Annotated in this window: 17 protein-coding genes and 3 pseudogenes; 13 read left to right on the forward strand and 7 right to left on the reverse strand. The window is 70.6% G+C overall.

Going from position 1 to position 18,142, the window contains the following annotated elements:
* Positions 1 to 45: 45 nt before the first annotated feature.
* Both ACFPZN_RS31440 and ACFPZN_RS31445 read right to left on the reverse strand, forming a co-directional pair.
* Positions 46 to 621, reverse strand: coding sequence for a GNAT family N-acetyltransferase (locus tag ACFPZN_RS31440; protein WP_378285897.1), 576 nt, complete (start codon positions 619 to 621; stop codon positions 46 to 48).
* An 83-nt stretch (positions 622 to 704) separates the two neighbouring features.
* On the reverse strand, positions 705 to 2,117 hold the full coding sequence (locus ACFPZN_RS31445; protein WP_378285898.1) for an MFS transporter: 1,413 nt from the start codon (positions 2,115 to 2,117) through the stop codon (positions 705 to 707).
* Positions 2,118 to 2,243: 126 nt separating this feature from the next.
* Here ACFPZN_RS31445 and ACFPZN_RS31450 point away from each other — a divergent pair, with 126 nt between their 5' ends.
* Together ACFPZN_RS31450 and ACFPZN_RS31455 are read left to right on the forward strand one after the other, a co-directional pair.
* Entirely contained in the window at positions 2,244 to 2,822 is a 579-nt protein-coding gene (locus ACFPZN_RS31450; RefSeq protein WP_378285899.1) for a CGNR zinc finger domain-containing protein, read from the forward strand.
* A gap of 415 nt (positions 2,823 to 3,237) precedes the next feature.
* Positions 3,238 to 3,642 carry a hypothetical protein gene (locus ACFPZN_RS31455; RefSeq protein ID WP_378285900.1) on the forward strand — a complete coding sequence of 135 codons (405 nt, stop codon included), beginning with the start codon at positions 3,238 to 3,240 and terminating at the stop codon, positions 3,640 to 3,642.
* Positions 3,643 to 4,005: 363 nt separating this feature from the next.
* Here ACFPZN_RS31455 and ACFPZN_RS31460 read toward each other — a convergent pair whose 3' ends face one another.
* A complete protein-coding gene (locus tag ACFPZN_RS31460) occupies positions 4,006 to 5,634 on the reverse strand; it encodes a hypothetical protein (RefSeq protein ID WP_378285901.1) in 1,629 nt (542 codons plus the stop codon).
* Here ACFPZN_RS31460 and ACFPZN_RS31465 point away from each other — a divergent pair.
* Positions 5,525 to 5,959, forward strand: a pseudogene (locus ACFPZN_RS31465) (hypothetical protein); the annotation flags it as partial. The gene ACFPZN_RS31460 and the pseudogene ACFPZN_RS31465 sit on opposite strands and share 110 nt — an antisense overlap.
* A gap of 181 nt (positions 5,960 to 6,140) precedes the next feature.
* Positions 6,141 to 6,329 (forward strand): annotated as a pseudogene (locus tag ACFPZN_RS31470) (hypothetical protein); the annotation flags it as partial.
* Between the two features lie 155 nt (positions 6,330 to 6,484).
* On the opposite strand, the pseudogene ACFPZN_RS31475 reads toward ACFPZN_RS31470, so the two are convergent.
* Positions 6,485 to 6,775, reverse strand: a pseudogene (locus ACFPZN_RS31475) (transposase); the annotation flags it as partial.
* A gap of 106 nt (positions 6,776 to 6,881) precedes the next feature.
* Here ACFPZN_RS31475 and ACFPZN_RS31480 point away from each other — a divergent pair.
* The gene (locus tag ACFPZN_RS31480; RefSeq protein ID WP_378285902.1) at positions 6,882 to 7,778 is read left to right on the forward strand and encodes an alpha/beta fold hydrolase; all 897 of its coding nucleotides are present in this window, start codon (positions 6,882 to 6,884) and stop codon (positions 7,776 to 7,778) included.
* 142 nt (positions 7,779 to 7,920) lie between these two features.
* Here the strand turns inward: ACFPZN_RS31480 and ACFPZN_RS31485 are convergent, their stop codons facing one another.
* Entirely contained in the window at positions 7,921 to 8,385 is a 465-nt protein-coding gene (locus ACFPZN_RS31485) for a GbsR/MarR family transcriptional regulator (RefSeq protein WP_378285903.1), read from the reverse strand.
* 113 nt (positions 8,386 to 8,498) lie between these two features.
* Here ACFPZN_RS31485 and ACFPZN_RS31490 point away from each other — a divergent pair, with 113 nt between their 5' ends.
* The 5 genes from ACFPZN_RS31490 (at position 8,499) to ACFPZN_RS31510 (ending at position 13,402) form a co-directional block, all read left to right on the forward strand.
* The gene (locus tag ACFPZN_RS31490) at positions 8,499 to 9,428 is read left to right on the forward strand and encodes an SDR family NAD(P)-dependent oxidoreductase (protein ID WP_378285904.1); all 930 of its coding nucleotides are present in this window, start codon (positions 8,499 to 8,501) and stop codon (positions 9,426 to 9,428) included.
* 355 nt (positions 9,429 to 9,783) lie between these two features.
* Entirely contained in the window at positions 9,784 to 9,993 is a 210-nt protein-coding gene (locus ACFPZN_RS31495; RefSeq protein ID WP_378285905.1) for a hypothetical protein, read from the forward strand.
* A gap of 468 nt (positions 9,994 to 10,461) precedes the next feature.
* Positions 10,462 to 11,238 carry an ATP-binding cassette domain-containing protein gene (locus ACFPZN_RS31500; protein WP_378285906.1) on the forward strand — a complete coding sequence of 259 codons (777 nt, stop codon included), beginning with the start codon at positions 10,462 to 10,464 and terminating at the stop codon, positions 11,236 to 11,238.
* Positions 11,239 to 11,381: 143 nt separating this feature from the next.
* Positions 11,382 to 11,933: a hypothetical protein gene (locus ACFPZN_RS31505; protein WP_378285907.1), complete on the forward strand. Its 552-nt coding sequence runs from the start codon at positions 11,382 to 11,384 to the stop codon at positions 11,931 to 11,933.
* A 206-nt stretch (positions 11,934 to 12,139) separates the two neighbouring features.
* Positions 12,140 to 13,402, forward strand: coding sequence for a cation:proton antiporter (locus tag ACFPZN_RS31510; RefSeq protein WP_378285908.1), 1,263 nt, complete (start codon positions 12,140 to 12,142; stop codon positions 13,400 to 13,402).
* Positions 13,403 to 13,908: 506 nt separating this feature from the next.
* Here ACFPZN_RS31510 and ACFPZN_RS31515 read toward each other — a convergent pair.
* Positions 13,909 to 14,187 (reverse strand): hypothetical protein, encoded by a 279-nt coding sequence (locus ACFPZN_RS31515; protein ID WP_378285909.1) that lies wholly within the window; start codon positions 14,185 to 14,187, stop codon positions 13,909 to 13,911.
* Between the two features lie 14 nt (positions 14,188 to 14,201).
* Here ACFPZN_RS31515 and ACFPZN_RS31520 point away from each other — a divergent pair, with 14 nt between their 5' ends.
* The 3 genes from ACFPZN_RS31520 to ACFPZN_RS31530 are packed head-to-tail and all read left to right on the forward strand — an operon-like array spanning position 14,202 to position 17,417.
* On the forward strand, positions 14,202 to 14,891 hold the full coding sequence (locus ACFPZN_RS31520; protein WP_378285910.1) for a TetR/AcrR family transcriptional regulator: 690 nt from the start codon (positions 14,202 to 14,204) through the stop codon (positions 14,889 to 14,891).
* Entirely contained in the window at positions 14,884 to 15,795 is a 912-nt protein-coding gene (locus ACFPZN_RS31525; protein WP_378285912.1) for an ABC transporter ATP-binding protein, read from the forward strand. The genes ACFPZN_RS31520 and ACFPZN_RS31525 overlap by 8 nt, the downstream gene beginning before the upstream one ends.
* Positions 15,792 to 17,417: an ABC transporter permease gene (locus tag ACFPZN_RS31530; RefSeq protein WP_378285914.1), complete on the forward strand. Its 1,626-nt coding sequence runs from the start codon at positions 15,792 to 15,794 to the stop codon at positions 17,415 to 17,417. Before ACFPZN_RS31525 ends, ACFPZN_RS31530 begins: the two co-directional genes overlap by 4 nt.
* 93 nt (positions 17,418 to 17,510) lie before the next feature.
* Here the strand turns inward: ACFPZN_RS31530 and ACFPZN_RS31535 are convergent, their stop codons facing one another.
* Complete coding sequence (locus ACFPZN_RS31535) at positions 17,511 to 18,083, reverse strand: cytochrome P450 (protein WP_378285929.1); 573 nt, start codon at positions 18,081 to 18,083, stop codon at positions 17,511 to 17,513.
* Between the last annotated feature and the right edge of the window lie 59 nt (positions 18,084 to 18,142).

Below are 18,142 nucleotides of genomic sequence, written 5' to 3' on the forward strand. Positions count from 1 at the left end.
CATCTGACCGGCCCGCCGACTCCACGACCTCCGTGGTCGGTACGCCTAGCCGTCGGCGACGGTACGGCGCATCGCCGGGCGGTCCTTCTTGCGGCGCGCCACTTCGGTGAACCCGGCTTCACAGAACGCCGACTCGATTCCGGTCATGGCGTTGTCCGCGCCCGCCGTCCGTCCTGGTGCGGGCGCGACGGGAAAGCCCTCGACGGTGTGCCGGCCGTGGTCGGCGGCGAAGTCGCAGGCAGCGGCGATCATCTTCGCCTGCAGTCCCTGCCGGCGGTGGCCGCGTCGCACGAACAGGCAGCTGATCACCCAGGCCGGGGTGTCGTCGAGGGGCTTGGTGACCGGCGAACGCTGGAGGCGGGGGTACTCCGAGCGATCGCCCACCCCGACCCAGCCCACGGCCTCGCCGTCCACGTAACACACCAGGCCGGGAGGAGGCTGCTGCTCCGCGCGCTTGCGGAGCGTGTCCCGGTTGCCGTCCCCTTGTCCGGCCTCCCATTCCTTGAACGAGAGCCGCCAGTGCATGCACCAGCATCCCCGCGCGCCGCCGTTCGAGCCCATGACCTGTTCGAAGTCCGGCCACGTCTCGGGTGTGAGCGGTGCCGTCGTGAAATCCGCCATGCTCGAACCTCCCTGCCTTCGTAACCATCTAATCGAGAACACTCGATACCCGCGATCGGCGCGGCGACACCGTGGCGACCGGGTCACATCCGCAGCCTCTTGCGCAGTGCCAGGGTGAGGGGGACGGTCGAGAGGGCCAGTGCCGCGCTCAGCGCCAGCGCCCATCGCCAGCCGGTGACCAGCGCCGCCGCGGAGTCGGGCTCCGGCTGGGCCTCGGCTACGGCGGCGGCCAGCGAGGTCAGCAGGGCCACGCCCAGGGCGATGCCCAGCTGCTGTGCGGTGTTCAGCACGGCCCCGGCGACGGACTTGTGGTCGGCCGGCACACCGTTGTTGGCGGCGATGCTGACGACCACCAGGACGATGATGTGCCCGAGGGCGTTGACCGAGGTGCCCCCGATGACCAGCCACAGCCCGCCGCGTTCCGGCAGGAAGATCAGCGACAGCAGGCCGAGCGCGGCGACGACGATGCCGAACAGCAGCACGTGGTCCAGGCGCCGGCGTTGCAGGAGTTTCCCGGTGAACGTGCTGGTGATGATGGCGATGGCGCCCGAGACCGCGAACACCAGCCCGGCGGGCAGCGCACCGTAGCCCAGAACCTCCTGCAGGTACAGGGTCAGGATGATGAGCATCCCACCGTAGGCGGCGACCATCACCAGGCCGACGAGGTTAGCCCCGCCCACGGCTCCGATCCTGAACAGCGACATGGGCAGGATGGGCGAGGGAGTCCGGCGTTCGGCCCTCACGAACGCCAGCATGAGGCCCACGCCGGCGGCGAGGATCAGCGCCGTGGACGCCCACGCCGTTCCGGCGCCGGCCTCCTCGAGCGCGTAGACGACGCACACCATCGCCCCCGCCGACAGGAGGCCGCCGGGAACGTCCAGCCGGCCCCCTCCGCTGACGCGGCTCTCGGGCAGGTGGCGCACGGTCAGCGCCACCGCCGCGAGCACGACGGGCACGTTGATGTACATCGTCCAGCGCCAGGTCAGGAACTCGGTGAGCAGGCCACCGCCGATCATCCCGCTGACGAACCCGGCGGAGAGGACCGCCCCGTAGATCCCCAAGGCCCGTTCGCGCTGCGGGCCCTCGGGAATGGTGGCGGTCAGCAGCCCGAGGGCCGAGGGGGCGATGAAGCCGGCGGCCAGACCCTGCAGGACCCGTCCCGTGATCAGCGTGGCCGGGCTCCAGGCGGCGCCGGCCAGCAGTGACGCCGTGCCCAGGACCAGCAGGCTGGTGACGAAGACCCGCTTGCGCCCGTACAGGTCGGCGACGCGTCCGCCCAGCAGCAGCATCGAGGCGAAGGCCGGCGCGAAGGCGGAGAGCACCCAGCCCGACGAGTCGCGCGCGAGGCCCAGTTCGGCGCTCATGTGCGGCACGGCGATGCTCGCGATGGAGAGGTCCAGCGATACCAGGAACTGCGCGGCGCAGATCGCCAGCAGCCCGAGCGCGGCGGAGCGCTCGGCGCTCGCCTCCTTGACGGTGTCCACGTCGTGGGTCATCGAAGAGTTCCCTTCGCCCTAGCAGGAGCTTCTCTGAACCGTCACCACCAAAAGCGATACACTGGTGACCGTAGATGGTCGCGTCGTTACAATCAAGTCGAAGACGATGGTGATGGGGAGAGAGCCGTGAACGTGACCGACGACCCCGGCAACGCGGCGCCCGGCATGCTGGAACTGGTGCGCAGGTTCGTCGACACCGAGGACCTCTACAACGGCCGCGATGCTCTGGCGGACATCGAGGCCGCCACCGCGTGGCTGGCAGGCGAGGGCGTGCTGAGCAACGATCGGCCGATCACGGCCGGTGGCCTGGACGCTCTGCGAAACCTGCGCGGCGCCGTGCGCACGCTGGCCGCGGCCAACACCGCGGGTGAGGAGGCGCCTCGTGAGGCCGTCGAGGCGTTCAACGATCTGGCGGCGCGGCACGCCGCCGTGGTCCGCCTCGACGTCCTGCACGGCGGTGTGGCCGCCTCACTGCGACCACGGGAGGACGGCGCCGGAGGGGCCATCGCGGTGCTGGCGGCCGCAGTGCACCAGGCCGTGCTCACCGGAACGTGGACACGACTGAAGTCCTGCGCCAACCCTGAATGCCGCTGGCTGTTCTACGACGAGTCGCGCAGCCGCACGGCCCGCTGGTGCAGCATGCGCGGCTGCGGCAACATCGTGAAGGCCCGCCGCTACCGCGAGAAGCAGCGCCGCGGCACCTGACCGTTGTCTGCCGTCTCGCGGCGACGATCAGGCAAGCGCGAGTCCCTCGACGGTGACCGGCATGGTGCGGTGACGCCCCCGTGCGGCACGCGCTCCGCGAGTTCGAGACCTTCTGCAACGAGCACCGGCCTCATCAGATCTTCGCCAATGCCCCCGTCGAGGCCGCCGCCTTCACCGGTCACCAGCCCCGACCGAATCGTCAGCTTGGACACGAAGAAGGCAACGTCTGGGCGGGATCGTCAACGAATACGCACGCAAGCGTTGCGGACGCGACCCGACGGCCTACGGGGGAGGTGATCGAACCGGGCCGAGCCGTGAGCCGCTCCGCCTTGCACATCGCCGCTCTATGCGGACGGTCATGGCTGTCAACGGAACCGTACGATCGAGCGAAGGGCAAGGCATGCACACTCGGAGTGTGCTCGCGATCCTGGCATCTGCCGGGGTGGCGTCCGCGGCGCTGGTGGTCGGCGCGTCCCCGGCCAGCGCGGCCGGCCCCTGTGGAAGCGGCTACAGCCGTGTCGGCGTCTACGCCATCCCGGAGAACGGCACCAGAAAGGGAACCCTCGAGGTCTACTACAGCTCAGGAGCGAAAAAGAACTGCGCTCTCACCTACGGATACGGCGCCTGGGCCAATACGGAGAACTGGAAGTCGGTCGGCATACGCCGTTCCGCAACCGGAATCACCCCGTGGGATCACGACTACGGGGACTCCACCTACTACGCGGGTCCGGTATATGTCTCGGCACCGGGCGCCTGCATCGACGTCATTGGTGGCGTCGACGGCGCCGGAATCGATCTGTACGACGTTCACTGCGGCTGAGGGCGTCAGGGAGCCCGAAGGCGGGGGCCGATTGAGGTCGGCTCTGTCGCAGGGGTAGCGGAGGCGTGTGAAATCGAGCCTGGGAGGCTTGTCGTTCCGGGCGTACCGTTTGACGGTGTTCAGCGGCGGGCGTGCTCCAGAGGGCCGACGCCCACGTCGATCGGATCGCCGACCGCCGATATCCGTACCGCCCACGAGAGCTTCGAAGCCGGTGGCCTCCTCGGCAAGGTCGTCATCACCTTCTGAGGCCCAATCGCGTGCTTCGCGACGGATCCGGGGAGGCCGACATCCCTTGCTGCTCATGGCCCGGGCGACAAGGCAGGTGCCGGAGAGCATTCACTGACGCCTCTTGGCACCGGGTGATCAGAAGTGACCGCCAAAGCCGTCGCCGCCGAAGCTGCTCGGCCACGTGGTGGCGTGCCGGGTCGACATCCGGTTGCCCGACGGCGACGGCTCTTTGGGCGGCCAGGGATCTGGGCGTCCCGCCCGTTCCGCGACGGTTCGGAAATGCCGGTGCTCGTACCGGTAACGCTTCTCGGCGAGGACGGCGCGCAGCCCTGTGCCGTTCGGATCTTCGCGGTCGTACCGCTCGAACTGCTCGGTGAGGAAGAGCAGCGGGAGCAGATCCTGGTCGTCGTCTTCGGGCAGATAGCCCGCGTCGACCACGGCCGCGACCGCCTCCGGCTCACGCTTGATTGCGCGGGCCAGAATGGTCCTTCGCAGCCACCGGCGTCTGAGGTCCTCGACCGAGGGGCCGTCCAAGGGACCGAGGTCGCGCAAGGACCGCCGCACGGCTGCGGCCACGTCGTCCGGCAGGTCCGTGTCGAGAATTCCCAGGATCCGGTCGAGGATGGCGTCTTCCCCGATGGTCGACCCGTCGCTGGAGCACATCAACTGCAGGACCCGCTCGTCCGGATCGGCCTCGCGATAGGCCGCGAACTGCCGGGTGAGCAGCAGGAAGACGGGTGTCCAGGCGGGGTCGGCCGGCCGGTGCCCGGCGTCGCGCGCCGCGGCGATCGCCTCGGCGTCACCGAGCATGGCCTGGTCGCACACCACCGTGACGTCCTCCCGGGCCGACAGGTCACGCAACGCGCGGCGGCACCGGTCGTGGACCTGTTCGGGCAGCCAGGTACCGAGATACTCCAGCAGCCGCACGGCCAAGGCGCCCTGTTCGAATGCCGGCAGCAGATCGGGCCGGTCCTTCAGGAGCGCGAGCAGCATCAGGTCGATGTCGCCGGTCTGGGCAGGGGGCCGCGGCAGGTTGGGGTTGGCGCAGACGATCTTCAGGAACGCATTCGGCTCGCCGCTGCGCCACAGGTTGCAGCGGGTCTCATGGCCGGGCGGTGCCGCACCGAGGTAGGTCGGGCCCAGCCGCGCACGCGGCCGGAAGGCGGTTTCCAGGGCGTCCAGCAGGCCGGGCTGGTCGGTGACGGACAACAGGTCGGCCAACCGCTGGCGCAATGTGGGATCGGGGAACCCCAGCGCGGCTTCGACCAGCCGTCCAACCTCCGGATCGCCCCTGTACACGCCGACCGGCGGGCGGGCGGCGGTCGGCGGGAGACAGGCTGTCAGCCGGACCCGCGGCCGGTACGGGGACGTGGGGTCGGCCTCGAGCAGGAACTCCAGCACCGGAACGACTCGCTCCGGCCGCTCGTGGTTGCCGAACCTGAAGGACGCCGCACTCAGCAGGAACCACGCGCCGCGCCAGACCCCGTCGCGATCGGCTCCGCCGGCCGCCCACCACCGGTCGATCCGCTCACGGGCGCGGCTGTTGCGCCCGTAGAGGGCAGCAGCCAGCACGTCCTGGCTGCGTTCTGGGGTGCGCCGCCTACGGAACAGCATCGTTCCATAATGCGTCGCCTTCACGCCGATGGCCATACCGATGGCTCGCGCCCGCAGCTCCACCCGATCCGTTCCACCGGATGAGCTTGTACCTTCAGATGTGGAAAGATCTTGCTGGCAGAGGGTCGGTTCTGCGGTCGCGAAGAACACCTTCAGGTGTCTCCTCGGAAGGCTCGCCGACCCGGTCACCGCGACCTGGACACACGATGGCCTGGAGGAACTCCTCCAACAGCAGGGAGTGAGCTGCTGCAGGCGCATCTTGACCTGCGGGCCGAGCACGGGCACCGGGCGGCCCGATGCACTCGGGTCGGCGGTACCGCAGTGGTCGGCCACGACGGCGCCACTCGGCCCGTCCTTTCTGGCCGACGGTCGGACCGGTGTCTTCCTCGGTGTCGCCTCCGACGATACGGGCCGTGTCGCGGCGTTCGGAGCGCTGTCTCCCGACTTCCGCTGCTTCACGTTCGACGCGCGGGCCAACGGCTACGTTCGCGGCGAAGGCGGCGGCGTCGTGGTCCTCAAGCCGCGCTCCAGAGCGGTCGAGGACGGCGACCGGCTGTACTGCGTGATCACGGCAGGCGGCCGTACCCTCACCACACCGGACCGGCAGGCTCTGCAAGAGGTGCTCCCGGTCGGCCTACGACCGCGCCGGAGTCGACCCGGCGGCGGTGCAGTACGTCGAGCTCCACGGCACCGGGACCAGGGTCGGCGACCCGATCGAAGCGGCCGTGCTCTGCGCGCGGGCGAGTGCTCGCTGGCACTCGCGGACAGGGTCACGGTGTACTCCACTCCGGACTCGGTTGACCGCGCCGAACGGCCCCTCACAGGAGGCGGCGCATCTCTTGTGAGGATGAGGGGCCGTCGGCTGACCGGTTCTCCAGGAGCTTGCCTGGCCGCCGTGCGACGGTGCGTTTCGGGCAGCGCCGGGCTTGGCGCTGAATGTATGCCGCCGGGGCGATGCGGGTGCGGACCAGCACGATGGTGTGTACCGCGCGTTGAGATACCGATCGCCGGAGCGGTTGAGCCGGTGGCGAGTGGTCAGACCTGAGGATGCAGCGATCGGCGCGGTGCCGGCGAACGCGGCCTCGGAGCGGAACCGGCCCGGGGGTGACCAGCTGACCAGGACCTGCGCGGCGCTCATCGAGCCGACGCCGGCCGGCCGCAGAAGTCCGGGCGCCATCGCTTCGACCATCTCGGTTTCCGGTTCCTCGGCCTCGGCGCGGAGCAACTGGAGGCGGATGGCCGGTCGGGCATGTGCGTCTGGGGCTCCGAAACCCTCCGGACAACGCTCCATCGTGGGCTGACAGCGCACTCGGGCACCGGAACGACCCGATCTGCGTTGAGGAGTTCGGGCAACATCTAGATCTCTGCCGTTCTCCGGGGAGAAGAGGAACTGCGCGATGATCGGTGAGCAAGGGGCCGAACGGCCGACACGGCTGGTGGACCTGTCCGCCGGGCCGGTGGAGTACCGGCTGGAGGAGCGCGGCCCCCGCACTGTGCTGATGCTGCACGGCGGGCACATGCGCGCCGGAATCGCGCTGGGCGAGGAGGTGTTCGCCGAGGCCGGTCACACCATCCTGGCGGTCTCGCGTCCCGGCTACGGCCGTACCCCGCTGGGCACCGGCACCACCCCGGACCGGTTCGCCGATGTGCTCGCCGGCCTGTGCGCCCACCTGGGTATCGGTTCCCTGGCCGGCGCGGTGGGCCAGTCGGCCGGGGGCCCGACCGCACTCGCGCTGGCGGCCCGCCACCCCGACCTGGTCGAGCGCCTCATCCTGCAAAGCGCCGTCGGGCTGCTGCCCTGGCCCGACCGCCGTACCCGCATGGCCGGCGGGGTGGCCTTCCACCCGCGCGCCCAAGCGGCCACCTGGGCACTGATCCGCGCCCTGAGTCGCCGCGCCCCCGATCTCGCCCTGAGGGTGCTGCTGCCCGACCTGACCTCGCGTCCCGTCGCCGAACTGCTGACCGGCCTTCCCGCCGCCCACCGCACGGCGCTGCTGGAGCTGTTCACCCAGATGCGCTCGGGCTCGGGCTTCCGCAACGACATGCGCATCATGGCCGCCCCCGCCACCTCAGCCCAGGCGGCCCGGCAGGCGGCGCGGCTCCGGCAGCCGACCCTGGTGATCGCTTCCCGCGACGACGGATCGGTCACCTACGCCCACGCGGGATCCTTGGCCGAGACGATCCCGCACGCCCGCCTGCTCATCAGCACCGCCCCCAGCCACATGATCTGGCTTGCCGAGGACTACCCCGACATCGCCGCCGACATCACCGGCTTCCTCACCAAGCCCGCCTGACTCACCTGCGCGGCCGTCGGCATCGCGCCCCACTGCATCGCGCCCCACTGCATCGCTGGCCCCAGCGGGATCGCCGGCTCCAGGACCACCGTTCCGATCCTTCTCGCGGGCCGATCGTCTGCCCGTGGCCGGCTGGCCCTGGTCACGGCCGGTGGGACGGGGCTTGGCGGGTCCGCTCCCATTCGGCCAGGAGGCGCGGGAAGCCTTCGGCCATGAACGCGTACATGTCGCGCATGTTCTCCAGCCGCTCGCGCCGTCGCGGGTCGTCCCCGACGACGGCCAGGCCGTGCTCGGCCAGTTCCTGGAACCGCTGGAATTCGGCCATCTTCGACCGGAAGGCGCGGCCGAAGACGTCCCGGGTCAGCCGGTAGCGGTCGCGGCGGGCTCCGGGACGGCGGAACCGCTCGACCAGGCCCGCCTGCGCCAGCCGGCCGACCGCGACGCTGATGCTGCTCTTGGCGGCGCCGAGCTCCTCACGCAGTTCCGGAAGGTCCATGCCGTCGTCATCGGAGAGCAGCAGGACGCCCATGACCCTTCCGGCGGTCCTGCTCAGGCCGAGCCGTTCGAAGTACAGGCCGGCCTCTTCGACGAAGTCCTCGCTGCTCATGGCACTGCTCACTGCACCGCGCTCGCTCTCATGGTTTCTCGCGCCCGTCCCACCGTGGTTTGATCTGTTCGGATCGATCCGAACAGATCGGATCGTATGGCCGGGGAGGGCCCATGTCGACCAGTCCGCTCACGATCGCCATCACGGGCGCCAACTCGGGGATCGGTCTGCGTGCGGCCGTCCTGCTGGCGCGCGAAGGACACCGGGTGTACGCGCTGTGCCGCGACCCCGGCCGCGGCCGGGCCGCGCTTGAGGCCATCAACAGGACCGCGGCGAGCCACCGGGCGCGCCTTGTGATCGTCGACATGGCGGACTCCGGCGCCATCGACCTCGCCGCCGCCCGGGTGGCCGAGGAGGTCACGCACCTGGACCTCCTCATCAACAATGCCGCCGTCTTCGACCAGGCCATCCGCGAACCCCGCTTCACATCCGCCGGCCATGAACTGTTCTGGGCGACCAACCACCTGGGGCCGCATCGGCTCGCCGCCGCGCTCAGCCCGCTCCTGGCCGCCGCGCCACGCCCGCGGCTCATCTCCGTGGCCAGCAAGGGGCTGATCTCCATGCCCCGTATCAAAATCCGATTCGACCGGTTGGACGATCCCTCCTGGTACAGCCCGGCCAAGGCGTACTACCACGCCAAGCTCGCCCAGATCATGACCACGTACCACCTCGCTCTTCACACCGAAGGGCGGCTGGACGTGGCATGCGTGCGCGTGCCGCAGGTGCGCCTGGACCCCGAACGCGTCGCGGCCATGCCGCGCCCCTTGCGCATGCTGTACGCATCTGCCCGTGTGATGTCGGCGCCGCCAGAACGGCTCGGCCAGACCTACGCCTCCGTCGCCGGGCGGGATGAGACCTGGGACGCCTGCGCCGACCCCGCCGGAGATGAGCGCGCCCGGCTCCGCGGCATCTACATCGACGAGAACCTGCGTCCCGTCAACGCGCCCGCGTTCGCCTACCAGGCGGCCGCCCGCGCTCGCCTGTGGACGCTGACCCAGCAAGCCACCGGCAACCCGCGATGGGCCGTCCTAGAAGGTGCCTAAGACCGGCATCCGTGACCGTGGTCACGCACGGCTGCTCCTCCTCGGGTCGAACCGACCCGAGGAGGAGGGCTGACAACGGTGTCGGCCCATGCCCGATCAGAGGCCGCGCCGGCCGGCCCACCCCGATACGACTGGCACTGTCCAAGCCGGCCCGGTTCGAGCCGGGGACGAGCTGGAGCTATCCCAACACCGACTACGTGCCGGCCCGGGGCACCGTGGTGCTGGACGCCTCGCCGGAGCACCCCAAACTGCACGCCCACTATGAGGAAGCTGGCAGGCAGAAGACGATCAACATCACCCGCCGCGCCCCCTTCTTGGCCGAGATGTGCACCCCGGCCCGACGGGCATCCCGAACATGGCCTACGAGCTGGGGGTGTTCGTGCAGAAAACGGACTGCGGCCGCACCGTCGTCACCCACAACGGCGGCACGGCCCTGACCGCCGTCCTGAACTGGGCGGGCGACGCCGACCTGTCCATAGCGACAGCGTTCCAGAACGCCCGGCAACGGCTCGTCAACGAGGTGTTCTGCGGCGAGCAGGCCGATCCGGCTCAGCCGGCGGACTGAACACCTGAGACCTGTAGGACAGACGCCGTTGCCGGCGGAGGTCGGGCCAGCCAAGAGCTCGTTGGCGGCGAAGGTGTGGTGCCCGGTTTCGCCGGTGAAGCCTGGGCCGATGTCGCCGACCAGGGCCGTGCCGGGGCCGTCGGCCATCCCTTGAGGATCGGGATGTGGTGTACCAGTCGCGGCATGGAGGAGGGTTCAAGATCACCGTGTGTGAAGAACAACCTGGACACCCTTGTGATCGCGCTCTTCGTCAAGTGCGACGAAGACGTACGGGGTCCACCTGTCCGCGGAGACCGGGGAGGTGCACGGATTCCTCGGTCCCAACGGCTGGGAAATCCACCACGATTCGCATCCTGCTCGGCGTCCTGCGGGCCTACGCAGGACAGGTCAGGCTGCTGGGCGGTGACCCGTGGGCCGACGCGGTCGGCCTGCACCGCCGCCTCGCCTACGTTCCCGGCGACGTGGACTGTGGCTCAACCTGACCGGGGCGAGACGATCGACCTGTTCGCGCGGCTGCGCGGCGGCACCGACCCGGCCTGCCGCGACGCGCTGTGCGAACGGTTCGACCTCGACCCCACAGCAGGGCCGCACCCGCTCCAAGGGCAACCGGCAGAAGGTCGCGCTGGTCTCGGCGCTCGCGGCGATGTCGACCTGCTGCTCAACGAGCCCACCGCTGGCCTGGACCCGCTGATGGAGGCGGTGTTCCAGGAATGCATCCGTGAGGCGAAGGAGGCCAGCCACATCCCCGCCCAGGTGGAGGCGCTGGCCGACCCGTGTCTCGATCGTCCGGCAGGGCCGCGTGGTGGAGTCCGGCAGGCTGGCCGAGCTGCGCCACCTGACCCGCACCACCGTCACCGCGACCACCGGCCGGGACGCCGCGGACCTGGCGACGCTGCCCGCGTGCACGACTACCGCGCCGAGAACGGCCAGGTCCGCGTCGACGTCGACGGCGACCGCCTGCCCGACGCCGTCCGCCGCCTCGGAGAACTGGACCTGTGCGCGCTGACCACGTCGAACAGCTCCTGCTGCGCCACTACGGCGGCGAACTGGCATACCGGGGCGACGCGACGATGGGCGGACCTCATGACCGCGAGTGCCCTCGACGCGCCGACCCGCATCAGGCCAGGCGGCACGCTGACGGGCACGGGCACGCTGCTGCGGTTCATACTGCGCCGCGACCGCTTCCGATTCCCCGCCTGGACCGTCGGTCTCACAGCGCTCGGGGTTACTTCGGCACCGCCCTGAGCACCGTGTTCGCCGTGGCTACGACGACCTGACCATCGAACGCTTCCTCGCCGGGCAGTACGGCCTCTCCATCATGGTCGGTGCGGGGCTGATGGGTCTGCTGACCGTCGTCCGGCACACCCGCAGAGCGTGCGGGCCGCGCGGTGGTCCGCGCCGACGTCGCCGGCCGCGTCGCCCAACTCACCGCCCCCCGGCGGTGGCGGCGCGCGCCCCGGGCGTCCCGTGCCGCCGGCTGGCTGCGCGACGCGCGGACCCTGGCGTTTCGCCTCCACCGTGCCGACCTCATCGGCTGGAGCATCGCCCTGCTGGTCGCCGGAACGGCCTACGGCGCGTTCACCCGGCCGCTGGTCGACGGATTCGCCGACGCTCCCGAGGACTTCGTCGCCGTCATGGGCGGCGCCGATGACATGCTCGACGGCTACCTCGGCCTGATGGGCCTGACCATGGCACTGATGGTCACCGTCTTCGCGATCCTGGCCGTCCAGTCGGTGCGCGGGGAGGAGTCCGGCGGACGCACCGAGCCGGTGCCGGCCACCGCCGTGAGCCATACCGGCCGGCTCGGCGGGCACCTCGCGGTCACCGCTCGGGGCGTGCCATGGCTGCTGCTCGTCGCGGGCCTGGCCACCGGCGCCGCTGCCGCGCTCTGCCTCAGGTCAAGGCCCCGCTTCAGCAACCCGGCGCCGTCATCGGTGTGACGGGGGTGGGTACTGACCGGACTCGGTCGGCCGGATCTTCCGGTAGCCGACGACCGTCGTGCAATTCGCTCACCGGGACGCGGATCGGCAGGACCGGGTGCATATACAGGTGGTCTGCTCGGCTGAATCCCGTTAAGGTCGTGGTTCGGTGTGCCGGGAAGTCTGGTCGGCGGTTTTGATCGATCGTTCCCGAGGAGCGCCAACCGATGATCGCCCTGCTCACCGCCTTCGCGGCCTTGCTGCTGCTGGCCGTACTGGTGTCCAGTCTGGCCAATCGCACGATCCTTTCCACGGCGGCGTTGTTCCTGGTCGGCGGCTTCTTGCTGGGCGACGGTGCCAGCGGAGTGGTGTCGCTCAAGGCGGGCGATCCGCTGGTCGCCGGGCTGGCCGAGTTGGCGTTGTTCGCGGTGTTGTTCACCGACGGCATGCACGCCGGCTGGCGCGACCTGCGCAGCGCTTGGCGGCTGCCCGGGCGCGCCCTGGGGTGGGGGCTGCCGCTGACGCTGCTGGTGACCGCCCTGCTGGCGTATTACGTCGCCGGCCTTGGCTGGGTCGAGTCCCTGCTGGTGGCAGCGGTGCTGACCCCGACCGACCCGGTGTTCGCGGCGGCGCTGGTGGGCAACGATCGCGTGCCGCCGCGCCTGCGGCACCTGCTGAACGTGGAGTCCGGCGTCAACGACGGGCTGATCCTGCCGTTCGTGGTGCTGTTCCTGGCCATCGCCCAGGGATCGCACGATCTGCACCTGACCGAACTGGGCTCGGAGCTGGGACTGGGCCTGGTCATCGGTGTGGCCGTGCCGTGGGCGGCGATCATGCTGGAGCGGACCCGGCTGTTCGCGATCGCGCCCAAGTACGAACCCCTGAACGCGGTGGCGATCGGGCTGCTGGTGCTGGCACTGGGGAAGGCCACCCACGGGAACCTTTTCCTGGCCGCGTTCGCCGCCGGGATCACCGTGGCCACCATCGGCGACCAGCACCGTGAGGCGTTCGAGGAGTTCGGCGAACTGGTCGCCGAACTGCTCAAGCTGGCCGCGCTGCTGGTGTTCGGCGCGCTGCTGACCCCGGCCTTCCTGGGCGAGGTCGGGATGGCCGGGTGGGTGTTCGCGGTGCTGGCGCTCGTGCTGGCCCGTCCGGTGGCCATCTGGGTCTCGTTCCTGAGATCGGGGCTGACCACTCGGGAGCAGGCAGCCGTGATGTGGTTCGGCCCCAAGGGCTTCGCCTCTGTGGTGTACGGACTGCTGGTGCTGGAGTCGGGCATCGCCGCCGCCGACCACATCTTCCATCTGGTCGCGGCGACCATCGTCCTGTCGATCCTGGCGCACTCCTCCACCGACATCGTGGTGGCCCGCGGATTCGACGACGAGCGAGAGGTCCCCGCTTGGCACGGCCCGGTGCTGGGGCGGGCGCGCACTCTCGCCCGCCGCCCTGGGCGCTCGGAGCCGCCCCCGGCCGGTGACGGCCAGGCCTGACAAGGAGTTGATCACGGCAGCGTGGGCATGCGGGTGGGAGGTCATGGGAACCGACATTCCAGGTGCATCCCACGTTCCAGCAGTTCTTCGATGAGGCGATCGCCTCATCGAAGGTGAAGCAGCCACCAGGACTCGCGCCGGATACCGCGGTGGCCAAGTCAGCCTGCTGGTCGCACAGCCGGCCACCGATGACCCCGGCGTCGTCCAGCACGCCTCCGCGCCGTGCTCGTCACCTCTCTCACGGCCACCGTGGCCGCACTCCTCCTGTTCCGTCGGCGTGCCAGAGCCCACCCCTCGCCGGCCCGCCCCGGTGGCGGGGGGTGACGTCTCGAGCCGTGCGCGGAGAAACAGCGCAGGTCGCGGTTACGGCACCAGGCGACATTCGTGGCGGGCTGGACGGAACAAGGCCGTGGGGTCCGCATGTCGCGGGGCCGGGACACTCATCACGGTCTAGGGGCGAGTTCGCATCCCGGCCGGCCGCGTACGGGGCCGTACCGCGTACCCGGTCACCGGACCGTGACGGTCGCCGCGGCGACGATCGTGAACGCCGGCGTGGCCTGGAACAGGGGTAGGCCGAACACCGCCCCCACGCGCCCCGTGAAGGCTTCGCCACTGAGTGCCGACGCATCTGGCGGCCGCCGAGTCGCTCTGAACTGGGCGTTGCCTTCCCATCGCTGAACCCGGCCGACGTCTGGCAGATCCATCGCCGGATTCTCCGTCGATGAAGGAAGCCAGGTCTGGCGATCCCGTCGCCAATACGTACTTCCAAGTTCCAATACGTTCATCTAGTGTCCTGGATATGCATCCAGTCACGGGGCGGGGGGACCGGCCGCCGGAGGACCTGACCGCGCGGGCCCGGATCAGGGACGCCGCGCTCGCCCAGTTCGCCGAGCGCGGGTTCAAAGGCGCGACGATCAAGGGGATCGCCGAGGCGGCGGGGGTGTCGCACGGGCTCCTGCAGCATCACTTCGGCTCCAAACAGGAGCTGATCCAGGCCTGTGACGACTACGTGGTCGAGGCCTTCGGGGGACTGGACAAGTTCGGCGTCACCAGCGGCGAGATCGGCAACCCGGACTTCATGGCCGAGCTGTTCGCCAGGAGTCCGCTGATCACCCGTTATGTCGCCCGGGCGATGGTCGAGGGGTCACCGACGGCGTCCGCGCTGTTCGAGACCGGCGCCGCGGTGTCGGAGGACTTCCTCAGCCGGATGTGGCCCGAGCGCTTCCCCGCCGGGTCGGACAGGGCGCGGGACGCTGCCGCTGTGATGGCGGCCATGCACCTGTCCACGGTGGTGCTGCACGAGCAGCTGTCCCAGCGCATGGGGGGCGACGTGCTGGCGCCCGAGAACTCCTCCCGCGTCGCCATGGCGATGTTCGACATCTACACCTGCATGGCGGAGTTCGTCGCCTCCGGAGTCGGCGACGAGATCCGCGACGCGGTCGTCAAGCAGCAGTCCCCACCCTCGATGAAGGGACAGGACGATGAGTGAAGCCATCCGAACCTCCGGCCTGGTGAAGACGTTCGGGCGAACGCGCGCGCTGGACGGTCTGGACATGGTCGTCGAGGCGGGGGAGGTGCACGGCTTCCTGGGCCCGAACGGGGCCGGGAAGACCACCACCCTGCGGGTCCTGCTCGGGCTCCTGCGAGCGGACGCGGGCACGGCCCGGCTCCTGGGGGAGGACCCCTGGGAGAAGGCGGTCGAACTGCACCGCAGGCTCGCCTACGTTCCGGGCGATGTGACCCTGTGGCCGAGCCTGACCGGTGGCGAGGTCATCGATCTGCTGGGGCGGTTGCGCGGCCAGGCCGACGGGAGCCGCCGTGACGAGCTCATCGAACGGTTCCAGCTCGACCCCAGGAAGAAGGCCCGCACCTACTCCAAGGGCAACCGGCAGAAGGTCGCCCTGATCGCCGCGCTGGCCTCGGACGTGGAGGTGCTGCTGCTGGACGAGCCGACCTCGGGCCTGGACCCGCTGATGGAGGCGGTGTTCCGCGAGTGCGTCGGCGAGGAACGAGAGCGCGGGCGCACGGTCCTGCTCTCCAGCCACATCCTGTCCGAGGTGGAGGCCCTGTGCGAACGGGTGAGCATCATCCGGGACGGGCGGATCGTCGAGACCGGGACGCTCGCCGACCTGCGGCACCTCACCCGCACCTCCGTCACGGCTGAGCTGTCGGTTCCGCCGGACGGGCTGGAGAGCCTGCCCGGCGTCCACGACCTGCACATCGACGACCGCCGGCTGAGCTGCCAGGTCGACACCAGGCACATCGGCGCGGTGGTCACCCATCTCGGCTCGCTCGGGCTGCGCGACATCTCCGTCCAGCCCGCCACCTTGGAAGAGCTGTTCATGCGCCACTACCGGACAGGCGCGGAGGAGCAGGCGGCGGTGACGCGATGACCTCGGTGGCGACACGGCGCGGGCGCGCGCCGGCGACCTCTTCCAGCGGGCCGCTGACCGGGACCCGCCCGCTGATCCGGCTGATCCTCCGGCGCGACCGTGTGTGGCTGCCGGTCTGGATGCTGATCACCCTGGGCGTGGTGACCAGCCGTGCCAACAGCGTGGACACCGTCTATCCCGACGCGGCCGCACGCCAGGCGCGCTACCAGGACGTCATGGTGGACGTCCCGATGTTCAAGCTGTTCCAGGGGCCGGCCTACGCCGACACCGCTCCCGCGCTCATCGCGCAGGAGAGCTTCGGCGGCGCCACCATCATCGCGGCGCTGGGTGCCGCGATCTTCCTGGTGCGGCACACCCGCGGCGAGGAGCAGGCGGGCCGTCGGGAACTGGTGGGGGCGTCCGCGGTCGGCCGGCACGCCCAGCTCGCCGCGGCCCTGGTCGTCGTGCTCGCCGCCGGCGCGATCCTGGCCGTGATCTCGGCCGCCGGGCTGGCGAGCGCGGGGATGCCCACCGGCGGCTCCTACGCCCTGGGCCTGGCCGTGGGCTGCGCGGTGTGGATCGCGGCCGGGCTGGCCGCGGTGACCGCCCAGATCACCGAGAGTTCCCGCGCGGCGGGCGCGACCGCCATCTCGCTGTTCATCGGCATGCACTTCCTGCGCGGGGTCTTCGACATGGGCGAGGGCACCGTGCGATCGCTCGGCTGGCTGATCCCCAACGCCTGGCTCCAGCGCACCCGCCCCTACGCCGACGAACGCTGGTGGCCGTTCCTGCTCGCCCTCGCCCTGACGGTCGTGCTGGTGCGGCTGGCGTTCACACTGGCCTCCCGCCGCGACCTCGGCGCCGGTCTGATGACCGCGCGTCCCGGCCCGGCCAGAGCGCCCGCGGGGCTGCGCAGCCCGTTCGCGCTGGTCTGGCGCCTGCACCGGCCGATGGCGGTGGCCTGGACGTGCGCCGCGGTCGCCATCGCGCTCCCCACCGGATTCGCCGGGGCGGAGGCGATGGAGGAGTACGCCGACAGCGCCCGCATGAAGGAATGGGCCGCCGCGATGGGCGGCGGCGCCTCTCCGGGCGATGCGTTCTTCGCCTACATCGCCTTCACCACCGGCTTCCTCATCACGATGTACGCGATCATGAGCCTGCTGCGGCTCGGCCAGGAGGAGAACAGCGGCCACGCCGAGCTCCTGCTGTCCACGCCGGTCGACCGTATGCGCTGGGCCGCCGGGCACCTGCTCGTCGCACTGGCCATCCCGGTCGTGCTGCAGTTCGTCCTCGGGCTGTGCTTCGGGCTGGGCAGCGGTGAACTGGGCGACATGCTGATCACCACGCTGAGCCTGGTCCCCGCCGTGTGGGTGATGGTCGGGATCGCCATGGCCGCCTACGGCCTCCTCCGCCGGGGCGCCGCGGTCATCGGGTGGGGAGCGCTGGTCGTGGCGCTGGTCGCCGAGTTCGGGCAGCACCTGGGATGGCCCGAGTGGACCTTCAAGGCGTTGTCCCCGTTCGCCCACGTGCTGCCCTTCTTCGGACGTCCCAGCATCCTCACGCTGGCCGTCCTCACCCTCATGGCGGCCGCCCTGTCCGCCGCGGGTCTGTTCGGCGTGCGGCGCCGAGACCTCGCCGCATGACGCCGGCCCGGCTCTGAACGAAGAAGTGGCGGCCTCCTCGGGAGAGGAGACCGCCACTTCTCTACGCGGGCAGGTTTCAGGATGGCCCGAGTCTCACCGGGAGGCGGAGGAGTTGCCGCGCGCCGGGGAGCGGCTGCCATTCCAGCCGCTCGGGCGGCACGGCCCGTACCGGAGCTTGGCATCGACCACGGGACTGCACCGGCGCAGCAGCTCCGCATCATCGCGCAGCGATGCGAGCTGGTCGGGATGGCTCACGAGGGCCGCGATGCCGTTGCCGATGAGGTGCGCGGTCGTCTCGTGCCCGGCGATCGTCAGCGTCGGCACCACGGTCACCAGCTCGGTCTCGGTGAGCTGGCCGCCGTCCTCGTCCCGCGCCTGGACCAGGGCGGTGAGGAGGTCGTCGCCGGGATCCTCCCGCCGCCGTTCGATCAGGGGGAAGGCGGCGACGAGCGCGGCCGGCGGAGATGCCGACCTGGACCAGCGACTCGGCGCCGAGTGGTCGACGGTGATCGTTGCATCCTTGGCGTCGGGTTTTGCCTTCGCCGCGGAACACCCCGGTGATGCCGTGCGCCATCCGGCCCGGCACGTTGAACCGCACCTGCCGGCGAGCGGCGCCGTTCCGCACTGCGGACCGGGGCATTGCTGGTGATCTGGGTCACCGCCCAGAGTGGCGCAAGCGCAACACGGTCGTCACATCGGTGACGAACCCCCGGACGCGCTGACGG

Origin of the sequence: Actinomadura rugatobispora, from assembly GCF_042656285.1 — a bacterium.
Taxonomy (GTDB): domain Bacteria; phylum Actinomycetota; class Actinomycetes; order Streptosporangiales; family Streptosporangiaceae; genus Spirillospora; species Spirillospora rugatobispora.